At 72.5% G+C, this 18,469-nt stretch carries 22 protein-coding genes and 1 pseudogene; 12 read left to right on the forward strand and 11 right to left on the reverse strand.

Annotated features, from left to right (window positions below):
- Positions 1-27: 27 nt before the first annotated feature.
- Together ACGFML_RS03715 and ACGFML_RS03720 are read right to left on the reverse strand one after the other, a co-directional pair.
- Positions 28-990: a 1-aminocyclopropane-1-carboxylate deaminase/D-cysteine desulfhydrase gene (locus tag ACGFML_RS03715; RefSeq protein WP_393539572.1), complete on the reverse strand. Its 963-nt coding sequence runs from the start codon at positions 988-990 to the stop codon at positions 28-30.
- A 39-nt stretch (positions 991-1,029) separates the two neighbouring features.
- Positions 1,030-1,758, reverse strand: a complete 729-nt coding sequence (locus ACGFML_RS03720; protein ID WP_393539574.1) for a helix-turn-helix domain-containing protein — start codon at positions 1,756-1,758, stop codon at positions 1,030-1,032.
- 334 nt (positions 1,759-2,092) lie between these two features.
- On the opposite strand from ACGFML_RS03720, the gene ACGFML_RS03725 reads away from it, so the two are divergent.
- The gene (locus ACGFML_RS03725; protein ID WP_393539576.1) at positions 2,093-2,335 is read left to right on the forward strand and encodes a hypothetical protein; all 243 of its coding nucleotides are present in this window, start codon (positions 2,093-2,095) and stop codon (positions 2,333-2,335) included.
- A gap of 813 nt (positions 2,336-3,148) precedes the next feature.
- On the opposite strand, the pseudogene ACGFML_RS03730 reads toward ACGFML_RS03725, so the two are convergent.
- The 3 genes and pseudogenes from ACGFML_RS03730 to ACGFML_RS03740 form a co-directional block, all read right to left on the reverse strand.
- Positions 3,149-3,292: pseudogene (locus tag ACGFML_RS03730) on the reverse strand (1-aminocyclopropane-1-carboxylate deaminase); the annotation flags it as partial.
- Between the two features lie 54 nt (positions 3,293-3,346).
- Positions 3,347-3,937 carry an N-acetylmuramoyl-L-alanine amidase gene (locus ACGFML_RS03735; protein ID WP_393539578.1) on the reverse strand — a complete coding sequence of 197 codons (591 nt, stop codon included), beginning with the start codon at positions 3,935-3,937 and terminating at the stop codon, positions 3,347-3,349.
- A gap of 163 nt (positions 3,938-4,100) precedes the next feature.
- Positions 4,101-4,334, reverse strand: coding sequence for a hypothetical protein (locus ACGFML_RS03740; protein ID WP_393539580.1), 234 nt, complete (start codon positions 4,332-4,334; stop codon positions 4,101-4,103).
- Positions 4,335-4,423: 89 nt separating this feature from the next.
- On the opposite strand from ACGFML_RS03740, the gene ACGFML_RS03745 reads away from it, so the two are divergent.
- The 3 genes from ACGFML_RS03745 to ACGFML_RS03755 all read left to right on the forward strand — a co-directional run bounded on the left by ACGFML_RS03745 (position 4,424) and on the right by ACGFML_RS03755 (position 6,377).
- Positions 4,424-5,155, forward strand: coding sequence for a helix-turn-helix domain-containing protein (locus ACGFML_RS03745; protein WP_393539581.1), 732 nt, complete (start codon positions 4,424-4,426; stop codon positions 5,153-5,155).
- A gap of 9 nt (positions 5,156-5,164) precedes the next feature.
- Complete coding sequence (locus tag ACGFML_RS03750; RefSeq protein ID WP_393539583.1) at positions 5,165-6,082, forward strand: glutaminase; 918 nt, start codon at positions 5,165-5,167, stop codon at positions 6,080-6,082.
- Positions 6,083-6,155: 73 nt separating this feature from the next.
- A complete protein-coding gene (locus ACGFML_RS03755) occupies positions 6,156-6,377 on the forward strand; it encodes a hypothetical protein (RefSeq protein WP_393539585.1) in 222 nt (73 codons plus the stop codon).
- Positions 6,378-6,387: 10 nt separating this feature from the next.
- On the opposite strand, the gene ACGFML_RS03760 is transcribed toward ACGFML_RS03755, so the two are convergent.
- From ACGFML_RS03760 to ACGFML_RS03770, 3 genes are all read right to left on the reverse strand, one after another.
- The gene (locus ACGFML_RS03760; RefSeq protein ID WP_393539587.1) at positions 6,388-6,822 is read right to left on the reverse strand and encodes a VOC family protein; all 435 of its coding nucleotides are present in this window, start codon (positions 6,820-6,822) and stop codon (positions 6,388-6,390) included.
- Positions 6,823-6,889: 67 nt separating this feature from the next.
- The gene (locus ACGFML_RS03765; RefSeq protein ID WP_393539589.1) at positions 6,890-7,834 is read right to left on the reverse strand and encodes a beta-ketoacyl-ACP synthase III; all 945 of its coding nucleotides are present in this window, start codon (positions 7,832-7,834) and stop codon (positions 6,890-6,892) included.
- Positions 7,835-8,160: 326 nt separating this feature from the next.
- Entirely contained in the window at positions 8,161-9,123 is a 963-nt protein-coding gene (locus ACGFML_RS03770; protein WP_393539591.1) for a helix-turn-helix transcriptional regulator, read from the reverse strand.
- 288 nt (positions 9,124-9,411) lie between these two features.
- Between ACGFML_RS03770 and ACGFML_RS03775 the strand changes: the two genes are divergently transcribed.
- The 3 genes from ACGFML_RS03775 (at position 9,412) to ACGFML_RS03785 (ending at position 11,965) form a co-directional block, all read left to right on the forward strand.
- Entirely contained in the window at positions 9,412-10,497 is a 1,086-nt protein-coding gene (locus ACGFML_RS03775; RefSeq protein ID WP_393540396.1) for a magnesium and cobalt transport protein CorA, read from the forward strand.
- Between the two features lie 302 nt (positions 10,498-10,799).
- The gene (locus tag ACGFML_RS03780; protein WP_393539592.1) at positions 10,800-11,666 is read left to right on the forward strand and encodes an oxaloacetate decarboxylase; all 867 of its coding nucleotides are present in this window, start codon (positions 10,800-10,802) and stop codon (positions 11,664-11,666) included.
- Entirely contained in the window at positions 11,663-11,965 is a 303-nt protein-coding gene (locus ACGFML_RS03785) for a hypothetical protein (RefSeq protein ID WP_393539594.1), read from the forward strand. Before ACGFML_RS03780 ends, ACGFML_RS03785 begins: the two co-directional genes overlap by 4 nt.
- Before the next feature lie 118 nt (positions 11,966-12,083).
- Here the strand turns inward: ACGFML_RS03785 and ACGFML_RS03790 are convergent, their stop codons facing one another.
- Together ACGFML_RS03790 and ACGFML_RS03795 are read right to left on the reverse strand one after the other, a co-directional pair.
- Positions 12,084-13,355 carry a CynX/NimT family MFS transporter gene (locus ACGFML_RS03790; RefSeq protein WP_393539596.1) on the reverse strand — a complete coding sequence of 424 codons (1,272 nt, stop codon included), beginning with the start codon at positions 13,353-13,355 and terminating at the stop codon, positions 12,084-12,086.
- The gene (locus ACGFML_RS03795) at positions 13,348-14,070 is read right to left on the reverse strand and encodes a FadR/GntR family transcriptional regulator (protein ID WP_393539598.1); all 723 of its coding nucleotides are present in this window, start codon (positions 14,068-14,070) and stop codon (positions 13,348-13,350) included. Before ACGFML_RS03795 ends, ACGFML_RS03790 begins: the two co-directional genes overlap by 8 nt.
- A gap of 155 nt (positions 14,071-14,225) precedes the next feature.
- On the opposite strand from ACGFML_RS03795, the gene ACGFML_RS03800 reads away from it, so the two are divergent.
- The 4 genes from ACGFML_RS03800 to ACGFML_RS03815 all read left to right on the forward strand — a co-directional run bounded on the left by ACGFML_RS03800 (position 14,226) and on the right by ACGFML_RS03815 (position 16,121).
- The gene (locus tag ACGFML_RS03800; protein WP_393539601.1) at positions 14,226-14,663 is read left to right on the forward strand and encodes a fluoride efflux transporter FluC; all 438 of its coding nucleotides are present in this window, start codon (positions 14,226-14,228) and stop codon (positions 14,661-14,663) included.
- Positions 14,660-15,121, forward strand: a complete 462-nt coding sequence (locus ACGFML_RS03805; RefSeq protein ID WP_393539603.1) for a DUF190 domain-containing protein — start codon at positions 14,660-14,662, stop codon at positions 15,119-15,121. Before ACGFML_RS03800 ends, ACGFML_RS03805 begins: the two co-directional genes overlap by 4 nt.
- Positions 15,118-15,492 (forward strand): fluoride efflux transporter CrcB, encoded by a 375-nt coding sequence (gene crcB / locus ACGFML_RS03810; protein WP_393539605.1) that lies wholly within the window; start codon positions 15,118-15,120, stop codon positions 15,490-15,492. The genes ACGFML_RS03805 and crcB overlap by 4 nt, the downstream gene beginning before the upstream one ends.
- 71 nt (positions 15,493-15,563) lie before the next feature.
- A complete protein-coding gene (locus tag ACGFML_RS03815) occupies positions 15,564-16,121 on the forward strand; it encodes a GNAT family N-acetyltransferase (protein WP_393539606.1) in 558 nt (185 codons plus the stop codon).
- Positions 16,122-16,369: 248 nt separating this feature from the next.
- Here the strand turns inward: ACGFML_RS03815 and snpA are convergent, their stop codons facing one another.
- Positions 16,370-17,017 carry a snapalysin gene (snpA, locus tag ACGFML_RS03820; RefSeq protein ID WP_393539608.1) on the reverse strand — a complete coding sequence of 216 codons (648 nt, stop codon included), beginning with the start codon at positions 17,015-17,017 and terminating at the stop codon, positions 16,370-16,372.
- A 192-nt stretch (positions 17,018-17,209) separates the two neighbouring features.
- Between snpA and ACGFML_RS03825 the strand changes: the two genes are divergently transcribed.
- Positions 17,210-18,202 carry a LysR family transcriptional regulator gene (locus tag ACGFML_RS03825; RefSeq protein WP_393539610.1) on the forward strand — a complete coding sequence of 331 codons (993 nt, stop codon included), beginning with the start codon at positions 17,210-17,212 and terminating at the stop codon, positions 18,200-18,202.
- Positions 18,203-18,469: the final 267 nt, after the last annotated feature.

The raw sequence follows: 18,469 nt of genomic DNA on the forward strand, positions 1-18,469 counted from the left end.
CACTCCCGCCCGGCCGCTGCGGACGATCTACGGCGTTCCGGTGACCACGGCCGCCACCGAGCTGCCCGGGGCGAACGCGCCCTCCTCGGCCAGCGTCGTCAGACCGTGGAGCAGCTTGGCGACGTAGACGCGCTCCACCGGGAGCCCGTGGCGGGCCTCGAAGGCGTCGGCGAAGGCGTCCAGCCCGGGGGTGGTGCGGGCGTATCCACCGCCGTGGAAGCGGTCGTCCAGCCGCCAGTCGCCACGCGGTCCGCCGAAGGCGGCGTGCTGGAGCCGCGCGACCTCCTCGTGGAGGAAGTGCGGGCCCCCGGGGCCGCCGCCCTTGAGCACGGGGAAGCCGAGGGCCCGCTGCTGCGGGCCGAGCCCCGCCGCCAGTCCCGCGAGCGTGCCGCCCGTACCGCAGGCCACCGCGACCGTGTCCGCGGTCCCGCGCAGCTCCCGGCCCAGCTCCACGCAGCCCTGTGCGGCGAGGGAGTTGCTGCCGCCCTCCGGTATGACGCGGCAGGCGCCGAAGCGCCGGCGCAGGTCGGCGAGGACGTCGGGGTCGGTCTTGCGGCGGTACCGGGCGCGGTCGACGAAGTGCAGCCGCATGCCGTCGGCGGCGCAGCGGGCCAGGGACGGGTTCAGCGGGGCGGTGGCGAGTTCGTCGCCGCGGACCACGCCGACGGTGGCGAAGCCGAGGAGGCGGCCGGCCGCCGCGGTGGCGCGCAGATGGTTGGAGTAGGCGCCGCCGAAGGTCAGCAGCGTCCGCTCGCCGGCCGTGGCGGCGGCCCGCAGATTGGGGGCGAGCTTGCGCCATTTGTTGCCCGGAGGGTACAGCTCCACTGGTCCAAGCGCAGCCGTGTCCCAAGGCAGCGTGGTGTGAATGAGGTCATCCCGCTTCAGCAGCAGGCGCACGCCCCGGCGGGCGAACCGCTCATCCTCGATCTCCTGGAGGGGGGAGGGAGGGCGGGGCCGGAGGGCGGTGGCGAGGTCTACGGGGTGGTTCACCCGTCCATTGTGGCCGCTGTGCTCGCAAAGCTTCCGGGCTCAGCCCACCGGTACCGCGCGGCTCCACAGCTCCTCGGAGTGCTCCGCGAATCGGTCGAACATACCCCCCGCCCCCTGGCGACGCAGATGCAGCAGTGGTGAGTCATGGCCCACGAGCCGCGCCAGGTGGGGCGTCACCAGCGCATCGCTGTCGAACCGGAACACGGACAGTGACACGTGATTTACGGCGTCCTCAGCGCTGCTGTAACGCGTTTCCAGTCCAGGAAGGTCGCCCCATCGCCCCAGGTGTTCCAGAGTGATCCGGATCCGGGTGGACACGCTCAGGGCGACATCTTCGATCGTCTCCCGCTGGGCGGTGACCTCTCCGGCGGGGTCACCGAGAAGAATCCTGACCCGACAGCCGGACTCGGCCTTGCGGCGTATGGTCTCGGCGAACCGGGGCATCTGGGTCCAGAAGAAGTAGTTCGTATACCCGGCTAGGAACAGTTCCTCGCTGCTGTTCTCGACAAGCTCAGCCCACACGGTGGATGGGCAGGCGGACCGGTACGGATACGAGTGGACCAGCTCACGGTCATTGCCGGTCTTGATGCGGTCCTTCACTACTCGGGGCCACAACATCTCTTCATCAACTCCCAACGCTCGGCAGGCGTCCTCACGATTGGTTGCGTGCGGTACCAGTCCGGCGTCAGCCAGCCACCGCTCCACGGTCTTGCTGGTCACCCCCACTCGGGCCGCCAGCTTCCGGGGCGAGAGACCGGCATCTGCCATAGCTGATCGTAAGGCGACGTTCAAGACTTCCCCCTCAGACGTTTGGGCCGTCTTGACGCTACGCCTGGAACCGCCCAACTGTCCCTGGTACGGGGCGGATACGTCCTCAAGGGCGATCCACTATCAGGCACATGAGACGCCAGACAACGATGCAAGGGCCCGTACACGGAATGATCCCTTCGAGCCCTCCCGAACCCGCCGAAGGGTGCGATGTCTGCGGGGCTCTGGTCAAGCAACGTGGGGAAGCCCTCGCGAGAGGAGACCGCTCCGCCGTGTCCGACTGCAACGTTGAGTTGGCGGCCCACCCCAAGCATCGAAATTCCAGGGGGGAGTGATGGACATGCAGACATGGCAAGACGGCCGTACGAGGGCTGAGGACGCCACCACAGCACTCCGGGAAGCCCTCTACGCACTCGGCCTCTCAGAAGCCGTCGTCAGAGGTATCCGGCCTGTGGTCACCCATTCGGGAAGGTCATATGTCGATCTGGGCATGTTCCGCGCCGACGAGGCCGAACAGGCAGCGGAAGCGATCCGCACGGCAGTCGCCACGGATGATCCCTCCACGGTTGGTTCTTGACGCCGCCTCCCATGGCGGGCTGCTTTCGATGCCTCTCGGGCACCTATGCCCCAGGCCGTTGTGTCATCGGGCCAGCGCAGAGCGCGCCCGTGCGTCGAGGCGTAGAGGAGAGACGGGCCCGAGCCGAGCGGTCTAAATGTTCTTCACTTGTTCAAGGGCGCGCCTGCGGCGCGCCGGGCGGCCCCTGCCGCTCCGCCCGGGCGTGCGGCCTTCGGCCGGTCCCGTCCGGGCGGCAGCCGCCCTACGCGCTGGGCGGCTGTGCGTGCGAAGAATGCCGCTCGGATCGGGCCGCTCCTTCCCCGCTCTTCTCGCTGCCGATAGGTGCCTGCCCGATTCGCCGCACGAGCGTATGGCCCCCTGTTCTCTCGCCCCATGGCAGCTACCGCCCAAAGCCTCGCAGCGCCGGCCGCGTGGCCACAGCGCGCCATCGGGCACCGCGCGTCAAGCCGCCGACTGCCACGCGGCAGGCTCCGGATCAAACCAGACAGTGTTGTGCAGCCGCCGGTTGTCCGCCTTCAGCGGTTCCTGTTTCGCGCCCACCCAGTGGAAGCAGCAGCGCGCGTAGAGCTCTCCAATGCTGCCGCTGCGCCTGCCTTGGCCTGGTGGGGGAAGCAGCGTCACGGAATGGAGCACGACGCGGAGAAGCATCCTGGCCCGGTCCAGGTCGGCTGCAATCCATGCCTTGTGGAGCACATCTGGGTCGCGCAGAATTTCGGGATCCAACGATGAGGCGATCTCTGCCAGGTCGGCGCTCATGGGCTCTAGCTGAGCCTCGATGGAATGACCAGGCCAGGCCCGCAAACATCCAGTCGGCCTACTCCTGGGCAGGTCCGGGTGGATCAGGTCGTCCCGCTTCAGCAGCAGCCGCAGGCCGCGGCGTGCGAACGGCTCGTCGTCGACCTCCTGGAGGGGGGAGGGCAGGCGCGGCCGCAGGGCGTCGGGGTCGGGACGGGACATGCCGTCCATTGTCCCGTGCGGCCGTGACGTCCGCGCGGCCCGTCGCGGGTGCGGTCACTTGAGGCGGTCGCGGATCCGCGCACGCAAATCATCCATGGCGAAGCCGCGGGGATCGACCTTGCCCGGCTGCCACTCCAGATGGCCGATCACCGACCGCTCGGTCCAGCCGTGTGCCCGGCACAGCGCCGCGGTGGCCTTCTCCAGGGCCGTCATCTGGGCCGGTGGCCAGGGATCCTCGCCGTCGCCGAGGTTCTCGCACTCGAAGCCGTAGAAAGCCTGATTGCCGTCGGCGTCGGTGTCGTGGTCCGGCGGCAGCCGCCTCTCGGCGATCACCGCCCGCAGGACGTCGCCGTCGCCGAGCCCGGCGTGGTTGGCGCGCCCGCAGCCGACCAGGTGCACCGTGCCGTCCTTGGTGATCACGCCGTGGCACAGCGGGCCCGGCAGATCCGGGTGGCCGTTGTAGCAGACCCGGACCGTGCTCTCGGCGCCCGACGTCGCGGTGTGGTGCACCACGATGCCGTGCACCGGGCCCCACGGGCCCATGTGGTCGCGGTTGTGCGTCCTCCAGTCGCCCACCTCGACGACACGCAGCCCCTCGTCCTTGAGCGCCTCGAGGAACCGGGCGGCGGACAGCGGTTCGGACATGACCCACTCCGATCGGTGCGCGGCGGCCGCCCACCGCGCACCGCCTCCTGCCTCGCTTCTACGGGAAGTCCGGGGCGCATGGAGTGGAACGGCATAAAACGGACCGGCTGTTCGGTGGGTGTGCGAGCGAATCGGGCCAGGAGCGGGCGTGGCCGGGCACCTGCTAGCCGTGCAGGAACGCGTCCCCATGGGCGTTGATGTGCGCCTCCAGCTGGCCGAGCGCCTCGCGGGTCGCCTCCGGTGTGCCGCTGCCGCTGCGCTCGGCGTAATAGGCGGCGCCCAGCTTTCTCAGCAGGTCCGAGCCGGCCCGGTGCGCCTGCACCTCGTCGACCTTCTGCTTGCCCTGCGCCAGTCCGCGCTGCGCCTGCTCCTTGGCGCGGTCGAGAAACCCTGACATTGCTGCCTCCGTGAAGGTGGGTGTCGTACGGGGATCAAAGGGATCAACGGCGCGGACGGCCGTGGGGTTCCCGTGTCAGGCTGGGGCATGTGGGCGAAGAGCGCGATCCGGGTGGGCCGCACGGCGCACCCGCCTACCGTGAGCGCGGCTCCCGGCTGCCCGGTGCGGTGCTGTGGACCACCACGGTGCTGCCGTCCGTGCGTCCGGTGCTGCCCGACGGCTGTATGGACCTGATCTGGACCGAGGGGCGGCTCCTGGTGGCGGGACCCGACACCGGGCCGCACCACCCGGCCGCCGCCGGCGCGCCGCCCGGCGCCCGCTTCACGGGGCTCCGGTTCGCCCCGGGGCAGGGCCCGGACGTGCTCGGCGTGCCCGCCCACGAACTGCGCAACCTCCGGGTTCCGTTGGAGGAGCTGTGGCCGGCGGGCCGGGTACGGGAGCTGGCCGGGCGGGTGGCGGCCGAGGGCGCGGCCGCCCTGGAGGAGGCCGCCGGGGCCCGTCTGTCCCCGGCCGCCCCGGGCCGCTCCAGGATCGCCGCCGTCGCTGCGGCCCTCGCCCGGGGCCGCCCCGTCGCCGAGGTCGCCCGCGCCGCCGAGCTCGGCGAGCGCCGGCTGTACCGGCTCAGCCTGGACGCGTTCGGCTACGGCCCCAAGACCCTCACCCGGGTGCTGCGCTTCGTCCGGGCCATGGACCTGGCGCGTGCGGGTGTGCCGTACGCCGAGGCCGCCGCGCGCGCCGGTTACGCGGACCAGGCGCATCTCGCGCGCGAGGTGAAGTCGCTGGCGGGGGCTCCGATGGGGGTGCTCCTCGCCTCGGGTTAGCGTGTGCCCATGGACTACCAGGCCGTGATCGAGGAGGTGGCGGCCCATGCCCGGCCCTACGTGGGACAAGGGCAGGTCGCCGACTACATACCGGCGCTGGAGCGGGTGTCCGCCGACCGGTTCGGGATCGCGGTGACCGACCTCCACGGCAAGGTGTACGGCACCGGTGACTGGGAGGTGCCCTTCTCCGTCCAGTCCATATCCAAGACCTTCTCGCTGGCCCTGGTGATGGCCCAGAGCAACGGCGACGACGCCATCTGGCGGCGGGTGGGCCGCGAGCCGTCCGGTACGCCGTTCAACTCGCTGGTGCAGCTGGAGGCGGAGAACGGCATCCCCCGCAATCCGTTCATCAACGCGGGCGCCCTGGTGGTCACCGACCGGTTGCAGACCCTCACCGGCGACGCCAGCACCTCGCTGCTGGAGTTCCTGCGCGAGGAGAGCGGCAATCCGGAACTGGCCTTCGACCAGGCGGTGGCCGGCTCCGAGGCCGACCACGGTGACCGCAATGCCGCGCTGGCGCACTTCATGGCGTCCTTCGGCAACCTGGAGAACCCGGTCCCCAGCGTCATCGAGCACTACTTCTGGCAGTGCTCGATAGAGATGAGCTGCCGCGACCTGGCCACGGCCGGCGGATTCCTGGCCCGCCACGGCCTGCGCGCCGACGGCACCCGGCTGCTCCAGGCCCGCGAGGCCAAGCGGATCAACGCGGTGATGCTGACCTGCGGGACGTACGACGCGGCGGGGGAGTTCGCCTACCGGGTGGGACTGCCCGCCAAGAGCGGGGTCGGGGGCGGAATCGTGGCCGTCGTGCCGGGCCGCTGCACCCTGTGCGTGTGGAGCCCGGGGCTGGACGCCCGCGGGAACTCCGTCGCCGGCGCCGCGGCCCTGGACCACTTCACGACCCTGACCGGCTGGTCGGTGTTCTGAGCCGGGCCGCCCGCCCGCCTGCGTTGTGGCCCGCCCCCGCTCGGCGCATCGTTGGGCTAGGAGGTGCACCGCCATGGACCACGAGATCCGCGCCGAATACGAGGAAGGCGTGCTGCCGCACGCGGACACGCCGGTCAAGCTCTGGCACATGACGCGGGTGGGCAGCACCACCGCCATGTGCGGCCGGGACCTGGCCCCGGCGGCCGCCACCCAGCCGGCCGACGTGTGGGGCACGTCCAAGGCCGAGCCGTTCTGTTTCCTCTGCGGCGCCCAGTATCTGCGGGAGCAGCCCTGACCGGCCGCGGTCAGCTCGGCAGCGGCCGCCCTTCCAGCGGCGCGAAGAGGTCCACCCCGTGGCCGTCGGGGTCCCGTACGACGGCGTAGCGCTGGCCCCAGAACGCGTCCCACGGGGCCTTCTCGCCCGCGTAGCCGGCGGCGGTGAGCTCGGCGTAGAGCGCGTCGACCCCGTCGGGGCCGGCACATTCGAAGGCGAGACCGGACGGCGTGTCGGCCTGGGGCGGCAGCCAGTCGGGGTCGACGGCGCGCGCGGTCTCGTACGAGTCCCACATCAGGCGCAGCCCACCGGGGAGCTGCGCCTCGGCGTGCGGGGCGGTGTCAGCGTCGGCCGGGATGTCCAGGCCGAGGCGGCGGTAGAAGGCGAGCGAGGCGGCCATGTCGGCGACGGTCATGCCGAAGGCCGCGAGACGGGGGAAGCGGGGGGACGGTGCGGATGCAGTCATGCGGCGAGCGTAGGAAGCGCGCCGCCCCGCGGTCTTGAACGAATCGGACGCAGGCGCCCGCCCGGTCTCACGGGCAGCGGATGACCTGCCCCGCGTAGGAGAGGTTGCCGCCGAAGGCGAAGAGGAGCACGGGCGCGCCGGAGGGGATCTCGCGGCGTTCCACCAGCTTGGCCAGGGCCAGCGGCACCGAGGCGGCCGACGTGTTCCCGGAGTCGACCACGTCCCGGGCAATCACCGCGTTGACGGCGCCGATACGCTCGGCGACCGGCTCGATGATCCGCAGGTTGGCCTGGTGCAGCACCACACCGGCCAGGTCCTCGGGCAGGATGCCGGAGCGCTCGCAGACCCGGCGGGCGATGGCCGGGAGCTGTGTGGTCGCCCAGCGGTAGACGGTCTGGCCCTCCTGGGAGAAGCGGGCCGGCTCACCCTCGATCCGTACCGCGTTGCCCATCTGCGGTACCGAACCCCACAGCACCGGGCCGATGCCCGGCTCCGGATCGTCGGACGCGCCGACCACCGCGGCGCCGGCTCCGTCGCCTACCAGGACGCAGGTCGTGCGGTCCGTCCAGTCGACCACGTCGGTGAACTTCTCCGCCCCGATGACCAGTGCGTTCCTCGCGGATCCGGCGCGGATGGCGTGGTCGGCGGTGGCCAGCGCATGGGTGAAGCCGGAGCAGACGACGTTGATGTCCATGGTGGCCGGCGCGGTCAGACCGAGCCGGGCGGCGACCCGCGCCGCGGCGTTCGGGCTGCGGTCGGCGGCCGTGCACGTCGCGACGAGGACGAGGTCGATGTCCTCGGTACCCAGCCCGCTCGTGGCCAGCGCCTTGGCGCCTGCCTCGGCGGCCATCGAGTCCACCGTCTCGTCCGCCGCCGCGATGTGCCGGGTCCGGATGCCGACGCGGCTGCGGATCCAGGCGTCGTCGGTGTCGACGAGCCGGGCGAGATCGTCGTTGGTGAGCACGCGGGAGGGCTGGTAGTGGCCGAGTGCCAGGACGCGTGACCCCGTCATGAGCTCCCCTGTAGGTACGTGGGCGGGCGGGTGTGCGACCAGTCTCACCCCTTGGTGCCGGGCGGGGGTTGCGCGTTCCGCCAACGTTCCGCCGTCAGAACTGGAGAGATCTGCCCGCCGCGGACTCTCCGTCCGGCGCCCGTCACCGTGCCGGGACACGCTCGGTGACGGGTGGGCCCGTACGGTCGGAGGACAGCGGGTCGGCCCGTTCGCCCGATCCAACGGCAGGGGTCGGCGTCCTGGGGGGATTGCTCCGTCCGAGGGCGCGGCCCCGAGCCGCAGCGGCACCGGGGGCACGGCGGCTTCGGGCAGCGGCCGGGCCCGGGTCAGTCCGCCGTCGCGCGCAGCGCCCGGTCACCCATCGTGCGCAGATACGCCGCCAGCCCGGGCGGCTCGTGCACCGTGTAGTCGCACCCCAGCGCGGCCAGCCGCATGGCCAGCCACTCCAGCGAGTCCGGTGCGCTGCGCCAGCGGCACGACCGCGCGTCGAGCGGCTCCACCTCGCCCGCCCGGCCGCCCAGCCGCGCCGCCACTTCGGCGGCCGGCGCGTACACCGTCGCCACCGCCCGCTGCGCCGTCGGCCCCGCCCCCTGCAGCCGCTGCGTCAGGTAGGCCGCGGCATCGGGGGCGGGCAGCTCGCGCGCCGGGGCCCGCACGCCCGTCGGGAAGGTCTCGGTCAGCCGGTCCACCCGGAAGATCCGCCAGTCCTCGCGGTCGTTGTCGTACGCGACGAGGTACCAGCGCCGCTCCGCCGCCACCAGCCGGTGCGGCTCCACCAGGCGCTCGGTCCGCTCGCCCGCGCCCGCCTGATAGCGAAACCGCACCCGCTCGTGGTTGGTGATCGCCGCGGCGAGCGCGGTGAGCTGTCCGGGGTCGACGGTCGGGCCGTCGCCGGTCGGCATCGGGACCGTGGCGCTGCCGAGCGTGCTCACCCGCCGCCGCAGCCGGGCCGGGAGCACCTGCTCCAACTTGGCGAGCGCCCGTACGGATGCCTCCTCGACGCCCGTGACGGTGTGCCCGGCGGCCGACCGCAGGCCCACCGCGATGGCCACCGCCTCCTCGTCGTCCAGCAGCAGCGGCGGCATCGCGGTGCCCGCGGCCAGCCGGTAGCCGCCCACCGCGCCCATCGTCGCGTGGACGGGATAGCCCAGCTCCCGCAGCCGCTCGATGTCGCGCCGGATCGTCCGGGAGGTGACCCCCAGCCGCTCGGCCGGTTCGCTGCCCGGCCACTCGCGGGGGGTCTGGAGCAGGGAGAGGAGGTGCAGAAGGCGTGCCGATGTCTCGCTCATTCCCCCGATGATGGCGGGCGAGCGGGACCGGAGCCGTCGGGTGTGACCGAAGACGCGGCTGCGGCGTCCGGCACCGGGGCGCCGGACGCGGCGCCGGACGCAGGGCGAGCCGGGTCGGCGAAGTCCTGGCGGGGGCGGCGGAGTTGACGATCGGCCCGGTCGCGAGGGGTCCGCGCGCGCCCCGGGAGGGGGCGCCGGGGCGGCCGTGGGGCGGCCCGCCGGGGCGTAAAAACTGGCTCTTCGCCGTACCGTTCCTGGGCCGCCGCCCGCCATACTGGCCGGGTGTCGATGATCAGCAACCTCCGTAAGGCCGTCCGGCTGCCGCAGCCGCGCACCCGGGGTGTCGACCTCAGCCACCCGGCACGCTCGCCGCTGGGCACCGCTGTGGTGAACTGCGCGGTGTACGTGGACGGCGTACGGCAGGACGGCAACCACCCGGCCGACGTGGCGATACGCCGGGTCCGCGAATCCGGCAGTGGATTTGTCTGGATCGGGCTGCATGAGCCGTCCGAGAAGGAATTCGCCGGAATCGTGGAACTCTTCGGGCTGCACCCGCTCGCCGTCGAGGACGCGGTCTACGCCCATCAGCGGCCCAAGCTGGAGCACTACGACGGCTCGCTGTTCACGGTCTTCAAGACCGTCCGGTACGTCGATCACGACCGGCTGACCGAGTCCAGCGAGGTGGTGGAGACCGGCGAGATCATGGTCTTCACGGGTGCCGACTTCGTCATCACCGTCCGGCACGGCGGGCACGGTTCGCTCGGCCCGCTCCGGGAGCAGCTGGAGTCCGTGCCCGAGCAGCTGGCGCTCGGCCCGTCCGCCGTACTGCATGCCGTCGCCGACCTCGTCGTCGACGACTACCTCGACGTCACGGCCGCCGTCCAGGTGGACATCGACGACGTCGAGAGCGAGGTCTTCTCCGTCCGCGGCGGTGGCGGGGCCGGCCGGATCTACCAGCTCAAGCGCGAGCTGCTGGAACTCAAGCGCGCGGTGGCCCCGCTGGATCGGCCGATGCAGGAGCTGGCCACCCAGCCGATGGCGCAGGTCGAGCCCCGGATCAAGACGTACTTCCGGGACGTCGCCGACCACCTCGACCGCGTCACCGAGCAGATCACCTCCTTCGACGAACTGCTCAACTCCATACTCCAGGCGCATCTCGCCCAGGTGACCGTCGCCCAGAACGAAGACATGCGCCGGATCAGTGCCTGGGTCGCGATCCTGGCCGTGCCGACCATGGTCTGTGGCGTGTACGGCATGAATTTCGACCATATGCCGGAAAAGCACTGGACGTTCGGCTATCCGCTGGTGATGGTGGTGACCGTGGTGGCCTGTTGGGGGATCCACCGCGGATTCAAGCGGAACGGGTGGCTCTAGGCGGACACCCCCTTGGGGCGGCCGACTCCGGGGCGGCCTGTGGGCGGGCTGCCGCGTCGCCGTCCGGTGGCGGGTGTGTGCGGTCGGCGGCCTCCGGTCGCGACGGGGTGCGCCGACTCCCGGATGAAGTAAAGAGAAGGTCATGGCGTGTTAAAGCAAGTTTGATGTCGCGCGTCGGATAAATATGCCCCTGTCCCGTTCTTCATGGAGCGGGGTGCCGCGGCGAAGGGCGGACCGTGCGTCCTTCGGCGTGCCCCGGACACCGGACCGCGGTTCCCGCCGGTTCTGTTAGGAGCAGCACAATGCGGTACGGACAAGCACTGCGTGACGAGATCGCGGCCAAGGGCACCACACCGCTGATCGGCGTCCATGACATGTACTCGGCCTCCATCGCCGCCGGGCACTACAACGGCTTCTTCGTGTCCGGCTTCGGATTCGCCGCGTCGTACTACGGGCTTCCCGACATCGGATTCATCGCCTGGCCCGACATGGTGGCCTTCGCGGAGCGGCTGCGCGGCGCCTTCCCGCGCCACCATCTGCTGGTGGACATCGATGACGGCTACGTCGATCCCGAGGTGGCCTGCCATGTGGTGCAGCGCCTGGAGCGGATCGGGGCCACTGGCGTGATCCTGGAGGACCAGCGGCGTCCGCGCCGCTGCGGGCACGCCGACGGCAAGCTGGTGCTGCCGCTGGAGGACTACCTGGAGAAGCTGAACCTGGTGCTGGCCAGCCGTACCGACCTGCTGGTGGTGGCCCGTACCGATGCCACGGAGGAGGACGACATCCTGCGGCGGGCGGCGGCGCTGGCCGAGACCGATGCGGACGTGGTGCTGGTCGACGGGGTGCGCAGCGTCGAGTGGATCCGCCGGATCCGCCGGGTCATCGGCGACAAGCCGCTGCTGTTCAACCAGATCGCCGGGGGAAAGTCGCCGCGGCTCTCGCTGCCGGAGCTGACGGAGCTGGGGGTCGACGTGGCGATCTACAGCACCCCCTGCCTCTTCGCCGCGCACGGGGCGATGGAGGCGGCGATGGCCGAGCTGAAGCTGGCGGACGGGCGGCTGCCGGCCACCGGCGGTGCCGGGGTCGGTGTCGGGGTCAAGGAGGCCACCGAGCTGCTGGCCCGGAACATCAGCCGGCACCACCCCGCACGAGAGACCGTCCCCGCATGACGTCCGGTGCGGGGCCGCGGCACGCCCGTCGGCGCCCCCGTTGGCTGGGACGCCGGATGGGTGGGGCCGCGCTCCTGGCGGCGGCGGTCGCCCCCGAGGTCGTCGGGGCCGGGGCGCCGTCCGCGCAGGCGGCGGAGCGGTCGCTGGTGCTGATCGACAACTCCCACGCCGACTCCTGGCTGGAGGTCGACCGGGCCGGAAACCTCCAGACCGGGAGCGGCATCGCGGGCAGCGATCTCGACGGCGCCGTGACCAGGCTGACCGGCGCCCCGGCGCATCGGCCGGCGAGGGACCGGTGACGGCGGACCGGTGAGCGCGGACCGGTGACGGCGGCCGGGTGAAGACGTGGCGGGGGCGGTGCTCGGGGACCGCCCCCGCCGCTCCGCCCGACGCCGGGACGTGTCCGCCCCGTCCCCTCTAGCGCTCCGCGACGTGCCGGGGTCGGGCCGCGCCCAGCCCCATCGCGATCTGCGGCAGCAGGAGGACGAGCAGTAGGGCCAGCGGGACCGTCCAGCTGCCCGACGCGTCGTGCACGGCGCCCAGGACGGCGGGGCCGGTGGCGGCCAGGACATAGCCGAAGCACTGGGCCATGCTGGAGAGTTGGGCGGTGTGCCGGGCGTCCGGCGCGCGCTGGACGATGAACAGCAGCGCCAGGCTGATCGCCGCACCCTGGCCCAGCCCCAGCAGCGTCATCCAGACGTAGGCTCCGCCGACCGGCGCGGTCAGCATCCCCGCGAAGCCCGCCGCGCACAGCAGCGCACCCAGCGCCGCCAGCGCCCCGGCGCGGATCCGGCGGCCGACGATCACAGGGGAGAGGAAGGAGCCCGCGATGCCCAGCAGGGAGGAGAAGGAGAGCATCCAGCCGGCGTCGCCCGCGCTCGCTCCGGCGTCCTCCAGCATCGTCGGCAGCCAGGCGGCCGCCGCGTAGTAACTCAGCGACTGCAGCCCCATGTAGCCGGTGACCTGCCAGGCCAGCGGGTCGCGCCACAGGCCGCGCACCGGGTGCGCCGCCTGTTGCGCCACGGTCGCCGCCACCCGTGTGCGGGAGCGGAGCTGCGGCAGCCAGACGACCGCGGCGACGACCGCCAGGGCGCCCCAACAGGCCAGCGTCGCTTGCCAGCTGAGTCCGGCGGCCTGCTGCACGGGCACGGTGACCCCGGCCGCGAGGGCGGCGCCGCCGAACAGCGACATGGAGTACAGGCCGGTCATCAGCCCGGCGCGGGCCGGGAAGTCCCGCTTGATCAGGCCGGGCAGCAGGACGTTGGCGACGGCGATGCCCGCGCCGATCACGACCGTCCCGGCGAACAGTGCCGCCACCGAGTCCAGCAGCCGCAGCGCGGTGCCCGCGCAGATCAGCGCCATGGTGCCCAGCAGCGAGCGCTCCATGCCCAGTCGCCGTCCCAGCCGCGGTGCGACGGGCGCCAGCAGTCCGAAGCAGAGCAGCGGCAACGCGGTGAGCAGGCTGGTGGCCGCGGCCGACATCCCGCTGTCGTCGCGGATGGTGCCGGCGAGCGGGGAGACGGCGACCAGCGCGGGGCGCAGGTTCAGGGCCAGCAGCACGACGCCGGCGCCGAGCAGGAGGGCGCGGCGCCCGGTCACGCCGGGGGGGCCGGCGGCCGGTGCGGCGGGTGCGGCCGGTGCGGCGGCCGGGCGCGTCGGCCGGGTGTCCGTCGGTAGGTCGTCAGGCATGGGTGTCGTCTCCTGGGGAAGTGCGTCCGGTCCCGCGCAGCGCGTCCATGGCTTCCGTCAGGTGCGCCAGTGCCGCGTCCTCGGCGGCCTTCGCGTCCCGGGCCTCGATGGCGTCGACGATGGCGGTGTGCGCGTCGAGCTGATGGCGGACCGCGTCGGGCAGTGACGTGCCGACCACCGCCTGCAGCGTGTCGCGCAGGGCGTCGCTGAGGTGTTCGTACAGCTCGGCCAGGACGCTGTTGTGCGCGGCGGCGGCCACGGCGCGGTGGAAGCCCATGTCGGCGTCGATGAAGGCGGCCACCTCGCCGGCCTGCCACGCCCGGCCGCGCTCGGCCAGCGCACCGCGCAGCGCGGCGAGGTCCTCGTCGGTCCGGCGCGCCGCGGCATGGCGCGCCGCGTCCCGCTCCAGGCAGGCGCGCACCTCGTACGCCTCCAGCTGTTCGGCCCGGCGCAGCCGGCGCTGGACGGCCGCGCCGAAGTCGCTGCTGGCCCGGACGTAGGTGCCGTCACCCTGTCGCGGTTCGAGCATCCCGGTGTGCACGAGGGCGCGCACCGCCTCGCGGACGGTGTTGCGGCCGACGTCCAGCTGTTCCACCAGGACGGGCTCGGCGGGGATCTTGCTCCCGACCTGCCACTCGCCCTCGGCGATCAGCCGTTCCAGCTGCTCGATGACCAGGTCGACCAGGCTGCTGCGGGCGGCGTTGCGCAGTGGCATGGGACGCCGTACCTCCACCCTCTACGGGACATGAATTCTACCGGTGATGGGAACATCCCATGTTTAGCGGTGTCAAACGACAGGGGTTAGCCTGAGGCCGCCGATGATCTCGAAGGCAGGACGATCTCGGCTGAGTGGGACCACCCGGGAGACCCATGAACATGCGAGCCCGCCGGTCGGCGCCCTGGCAGGGCCAGTGGCCGGTGATCGGCGCGGTGGCCGCGGGCGGCGGGATCGGCGCCGCGGCCCGCTACGGCGCCTCGCTGATCTGGCCGACGGCCCCCGGTGCCTTCCCCTGGACGACCCTGGCCGTCAACGTCCTCGGCTGCGCGCTGATGGGCGTGCTGATGGTGCTGATCGCCGAGCGGTGGTCGGCGCACCGGCTGGTGCGCCCGTTCCTCGGTACCGGCGTCCTCGGCGGCTTCACGACGTTCTCCACGTACGCGGTCGACGTCCAGCGGCTGGTGGACGCGCGGCGGGCGGCGCTCGCCGCGGCCTGTCTGGCGGGCACCCTGTTCGCCGCGCTGGCGGCCGTCTGGGGTGCGGCTGCCCTGACCCGCGAATTCCTCGAACGAAGGCGGCGGTCGGTATGACACGGTTGCGCGGTCCGGCGCTGCGGCTCACGGTGATCGTCGGCGAACACGAGCTGTGGCACCACAAGCCCCTGTACGCGGAGATCGTGCACCGCGCGCACGCCGCCGGGCTGGCCGGTGCCAGCGTCTTCCGCGGCATCGAGGGCTTCGGCGGCTCGTCGGTCGTGCACACCCAGCGGCTGCTGTCCCTGAGCGAGGACCTCCCCGTCGCGGTGGTCGTCGTCGACACCGAGGTACGGGTGCGCGACTTTCTGCCGCAGCTGGCCGAACTGGTGGCGGAAGCGGGCCTGGTGACCCTCGACCGGTGTGCGGTGCTCGCCCCCGGCGACCTGAACGCCGCGGGCGACGGCGGCACGGAAGGCGAGGGCGGAACCGACGACGGAACCGACGACGGAACCGACAACGCCACCGACGACGGCACGGACGGCGGCGCCACGGCGGCGGGCGGGCGCGGGTGAACTGGGTGCTGGTGGTGGCCGGCGCGGTGGTCGGGGCGCCGCTGCGCTTTCTCACCGACCGCTTCGTCCAGTCCCGGCACGACAGCGTCTTCCCGTGGGGGACGTTCGCCGTCAACGTCATCGGTTCGCTGATCCTGGGCCTGCTGACCGGCGCGGCCACCTCCGGTGCCGCCTCCCCGCACCTCCGGCTCCTCCTCGGCACCGGGTTGTGCGGAGCCCTGACGACGTACTCGACCTTCTCCTACGAAACGCTCCGGCTCGCGACGGACGGGGCCCGGGGCGCCGCCGCGGCCAATGCGGTGGCGAGCGTGGCGGCCGGGCTGGGCGCGGCGTTCGCGGGGGTGGCCTGCGCGCGGGCGCTGTGGGGCTGACCGGGTAGGACCGCCCCGTGGGCGGGTATCCTCCGGCTGTCCGGCCGGAGGGGCGGAACGGGGGAGGGCTCATGGCAGAGGTGTTCCTGCGGCGGCTGAGCAGGTGGCAGGCGGAGACCCAGCGGGAGTCGGTCGCCGACCTGTACGCCGCCGCCCACCACGATCCCCCCGCCGGGCAGGCGGCCCCGCAACGCGAGGAGTTCCTGCGGCGGTTCGCCGGTTACGACGTCCAGCGCCCCGGGTTCGAGATGGTCATCGGCAGCGATCCCACACTGGCCGGCTGCTGCTACGGCTATCCCGCGGACCGCGAGGGAGAGTGGATCCGGGAGTACCCCGGCCCCGATGGGCCACCGGGGGAGCTGCGGGAGACGGCAGCGGCGGGACGGCTGTTCCTCGTCGCGGGGCTGATGGTGCTGCCGTCCCACCGGCGCCGGCGGGTCGCCACCCGCCTTCAGGAGGCGCTGCTGATGCGCAGCACCGGCGCCCTGGCCCTCGCCCTGATCGCCGCGGACAACGCGCCCGCCGGGGCGGCGCTGCGCTCCTGGGGCTGGCGGCCGGTGGACGGCCGGCCGCGGGACGTCGCCGGCGCCGCGGCCCGGCGGGAGGCGTGGGCCCGCCCGTTGCCGTAGCCACGGCGCGGGGCGGCGGAGCCGCGGCCCCGGACAGAACAGTGCGGTGGGGCCCGGGAAGTGGAGCCCCACCGCTGTGGCGATCGCGCGCGAGGAGCGCGGAGGCAGCCGGCGCCGCCATTGCCGCCGGAGCTGCTCGCGCCGCCGGCGCCGCCGGGTGCCCGAAGGCCGGCCGCCAGGTACCGGCCCTCGGAAGGCCACGCCGCAGTCGTGGCCTCAGCCGCTGTCGCAGCTGGTCACAATGGGCTTCAGCCGGTCAGGCCGTTGGCCCAGAGCTGGTCCACCTGGGCCCGCTCGTTGGCGTCCGGCTGGGTGTTCTGGCAGGACGTGCCGGGTCCGCCGCCGGACATCAGTTCACTGCAGGGGCCCTCGTAGTGGTCCGGCAGTCCCAGCACGTGGCCGGTCTCGTGCGCGGTGACGCGGGTGGAGTTGTACTCCTGGTTCTGCTGGTAGTCCAGGAAGACGAAGCCCTTGCCGTGGCCGTCGGTGCTGGCGTAGGAGCCGCGCGGGTCGTCGCCCTCCTTGTACTGGAAGTCGCCGCCGCTGCCTTCCTGGAGCTTCACGTTCTGCACGGCGCCGTTCCAGATGGACGCGCTCTCGGATATCTGACCCTTGAACGTCGGGGCCGCACTCGCGTCGTAGGTCACGGTGACCGACTTCAGGCCCGGGTGGGCCTTCATCTTCGCCTTCGCCGACTTCATGACGGCCTCGAAGAACGCCTTCGTGTCGGCCTTCTGCGCGGGCGAGCCGGTGTACGCGGCGATCGACGCCGGCGTGCTCTGGCGGGTGACGGTGTGGGCGGAGGGGGAAGCTGCCGAGACCGGCGCCGCGGCCGCGAGCGCGGCGGCGAGGCCCAGGCCGAGCGCTGCCGACAGCGCCGTCTTGGGAGATCTCATGTGGGGGGCTCCTTAAGTTCCGGGGGCCGCGGTCGCCGTGTGGGGCGGCGACCGGGACCCCGCGGATTTCTTGGTGCCGTTGAGTCTGGACGGAGTTCACCCGTGAAGCGGAGATGCTAAGTGGCGATAGCACCAGTCAATACCCCGCGAAAAAGAGCGAGTTCAGGCGGGTTTGAGACTCTGGTGTGACCGATGCCGACGTTTTATGCTCCGGACGTGGAGCTCGAGGTAAGGCATCTTCGCGCGCTGTGCGCCATCGCCGACTCCGGCAGCGTACGCAAGGCGGCCCGGCAGTTGGGCATGACCCAGCCTTCCTTGACGACACAGCTGCGGCGCATCGAGAAAGCCCTCGGTGGCCAGCTGTTCTTCCGCGAGGCCACCGGTAGCCGACCCACGCCGCTCGGCCACACGGTGCTGTGCCGAGCCCGCCCGATAGTGGCCGAAATGCGCGCTCTCGTCGACGAGATCGCCACCGTCTCCGTACGGGAGCGGGGTGCGCGACTGCACATCGGCAGCACCAACAGCCGCGCCGTCGCCGGCTGGCTGCGCCGCCTGCGCGTCCGCCTGCCGGAGACGGACACGACCATCAGGACCGACGTCTCCGCCAATGCGCTGCTGCAAATGGTCGCGATGGGGCAGCTCGACGTCGCCTTTGTGCACGAGGTCGAGGGCGCCCCGCTACGCGTCCCCGACGGCCTGGTCGAGCGTGACCTCATCTCCCGGGAGCCGCAGTTCATCGCCCTGTCCGACGCCCATCCCGCGGCCGGCCGCGATGTCGTCCACGTACAGGACCTCGCGGACGACCAGTGGATGGTCGACCCGACCGTCGACGGTGAATGGGCGGGCCTGCGCCGCATCTGGCACGCCGCCGGGGTCAACCCACGGGTGGTGCACGGCGACTACCTCACCGCCGTCGACCTGGTCACGGCCGGCGAGGTGGTCACCCCCTGCCAGCCGACCGCCCGCTCCCGCCCCGGCATGGCCGTCCGCCCGCTGCACGGCGACCCGCTGGCCGTCCGCCTCTTCATGGCCTGCCGCCCCGACGGCACCCCCGCGGCCCCCGCCGACGCCCTGTTCGCCGACCTGACCTCGTCGTACATGGAGATCGCGTGGTCCAGCGCGGCCTATCGAGAATGGCTGCTGCGGCACGACGGGCCGCTCCCGGTGCCGGCCGCCGCCCCGTAGGGGACCGCCCCGGTCGGGACGTCGACGCCCGCGCGCAGCGGCGCGATCAGGCCGGCGCGGCACGGGCCCCATGCGGAGCGCGCGGCGGTCGCCGGGACCGCCGCCGCCCGGCGAGATTTCCTGGGTTTTTTCGCGGTCCGCGTCCGGCGGTCCAGCGGCATGCGGCGCTCGCCCCGTGTGGCGGGTTGCCGACCGGGATGAGGAACCGCATACTCCGTTGTCGTAACTATCTGAAATCGGTCTAATTCTGGCCGTGTTCACCTTCAC

The sequence above is a fragment of the Streptomyces sp. NPDC048650 genome (assembly GCF_043199095.1).
Lineage (GTDB): Bacteria > Actinomycetota > Actinomycetes > Streptomycetales > Streptomycetaceae > Streptomyces.

What these genes read in the sequence shown, in the direction of transcription:
- ACGFML_RS03790 (WP_393539596.1), bottom strand. Translation starts at nt 13,355, where the DNA reads ATGCCTGACGACCTACCGACGGACACCCGGCCGACGCGCCCGGCCGCC.
- ACGFML_RS03740 (WP_393539580.1), bottom strand. Translation starts at nt 4,334, where the DNA reads ATGTCAGGGTTTCTCGACCGCGCCAAGGAGCAGGCGCAGCGCGGACTG.
- snpA (WP_393539608.1), bottom strand. Translation starts at nt 17,017, where the DNA reads ATGAGATCTCCCAAGACGGCGCTGTCGGCAGCGCTCGGCCTGGGCCTC.
- ACGFML_RS03775 (WP_393540396.1), top strand. Translation starts at nt 9,412, where the DNA reads ATGATCAGCAACCTCCGTAAGGCCGTCCGGCTGCCGCAGCCGCGCACC.
- ACGFML_RS03785 (WP_393539594.1), top strand. Translation starts at nt 11,663, where the DNA reads ATGACGTCCGGTGCGGGGCCGCGGCACGCCCGTCGGCGCCCCCGTTGG.
- ACGFML_RS03770 (WP_393539591.1), bottom strand. Translation starts at nt 9,123, where the DNA reads ATGAGCGAGACATCGGCACGCCTTCTGCACCTCCTCTCCCTGCTCCAG.
- ACGFML_RS03755 (WP_393539585.1), top strand. Translation starts at nt 6,156, where the DNA reads ATGGACCACGAGATCCGCGCCGAATACGAGGAAGGCGTGCTGCCGCAC.
- ACGFML_RS03800 (WP_393539601.1), top strand. Translation starts at nt 14,226, where the DNA reads ATGAACATGCGAGCCCGCCGGTCGGCGCCCTGGCAGGGCCAGTGGCCG.
- ACGFML_RS03720 (WP_393539574.1), bottom strand. Translation starts at nt 1,758, where the DNA reads ATGGCAGATGCCGGTCTCTCGCCCCGGAAGCTGGCGGCCCGAGTGGGG.
- ACGFML_RS03815 (WP_393539606.1), top strand. Translation starts at nt 15,564, where the DNA reads ATGGCAGAGGTGTTCCTGCGGCGGCTGAGCAGGTGGCAGGCGGAGACC.
- ACGFML_RS03795 (WP_393539598.1), bottom strand. Translation starts at nt 14,070, where the DNA reads ATGCCACTGCGCAACGCCGCCCGCAGCAGCCTGGTCGACCTGGTCATC.
- ACGFML_RS03735 (WP_393539578.1), bottom strand. Translation starts at nt 3,937, where the DNA reads ATGTCCGAACCGCTGTCCGCCGCCCGGTTCCTCGAGGCGCTCAAGGAC.
- ACGFML_RS03750 (WP_393539583.1), top strand. Translation starts at nt 5,165, where the DNA reads ATGGACTACCAGGCCGTGATCGAGGAGGTGGCGGCCCATGCCCGGCCC.
- ACGFML_RS03760 (WP_393539587.1), bottom strand. Translation starts at nt 6,822, where the DNA reads ATGACTGCATCCGCACCGTCCCCCCGCTTCCCCCGTCTCGCGGCCTTC.
- ACGFML_RS03765 (WP_393539589.1), bottom strand. Translation starts at nt 7,834, where the DNA reads ATGACGGGGTCACGCGTCCTGGCACTCGGCCACTACCAGCCCTCCCGC.
- ACGFML_RS03725 (WP_393539576.1), top strand. Translation starts at nt 2,093, where the DNA reads ATGGACATGCAGACATGGCAAGACGGCCGTACGAGGGCTGAGGACGCC.
- ACGFML_RS03805 (WP_393539603.1), top strand. Translation starts at nt 14,660, where the DNA reads ATGACACGGTTGCGCGGTCCGGCGCTGCGGCTCACGGTGATCGTCGGC.
- ACGFML_RS03825 (WP_393539610.1), top strand. Translation starts at nt 17,210, where the DNA reads ATGCCGACGTTTTATGCTCCGGACGTGGAGCTCGAGGTAAGGCATCTT.
- ACGFML_RS03780 (WP_393539592.1), top strand. Translation starts at nt 10,800, where the DNA reads ATGCGGTACGGACAAGCACTGCGTGACGAGATCGCGGCCAAGGGCACC.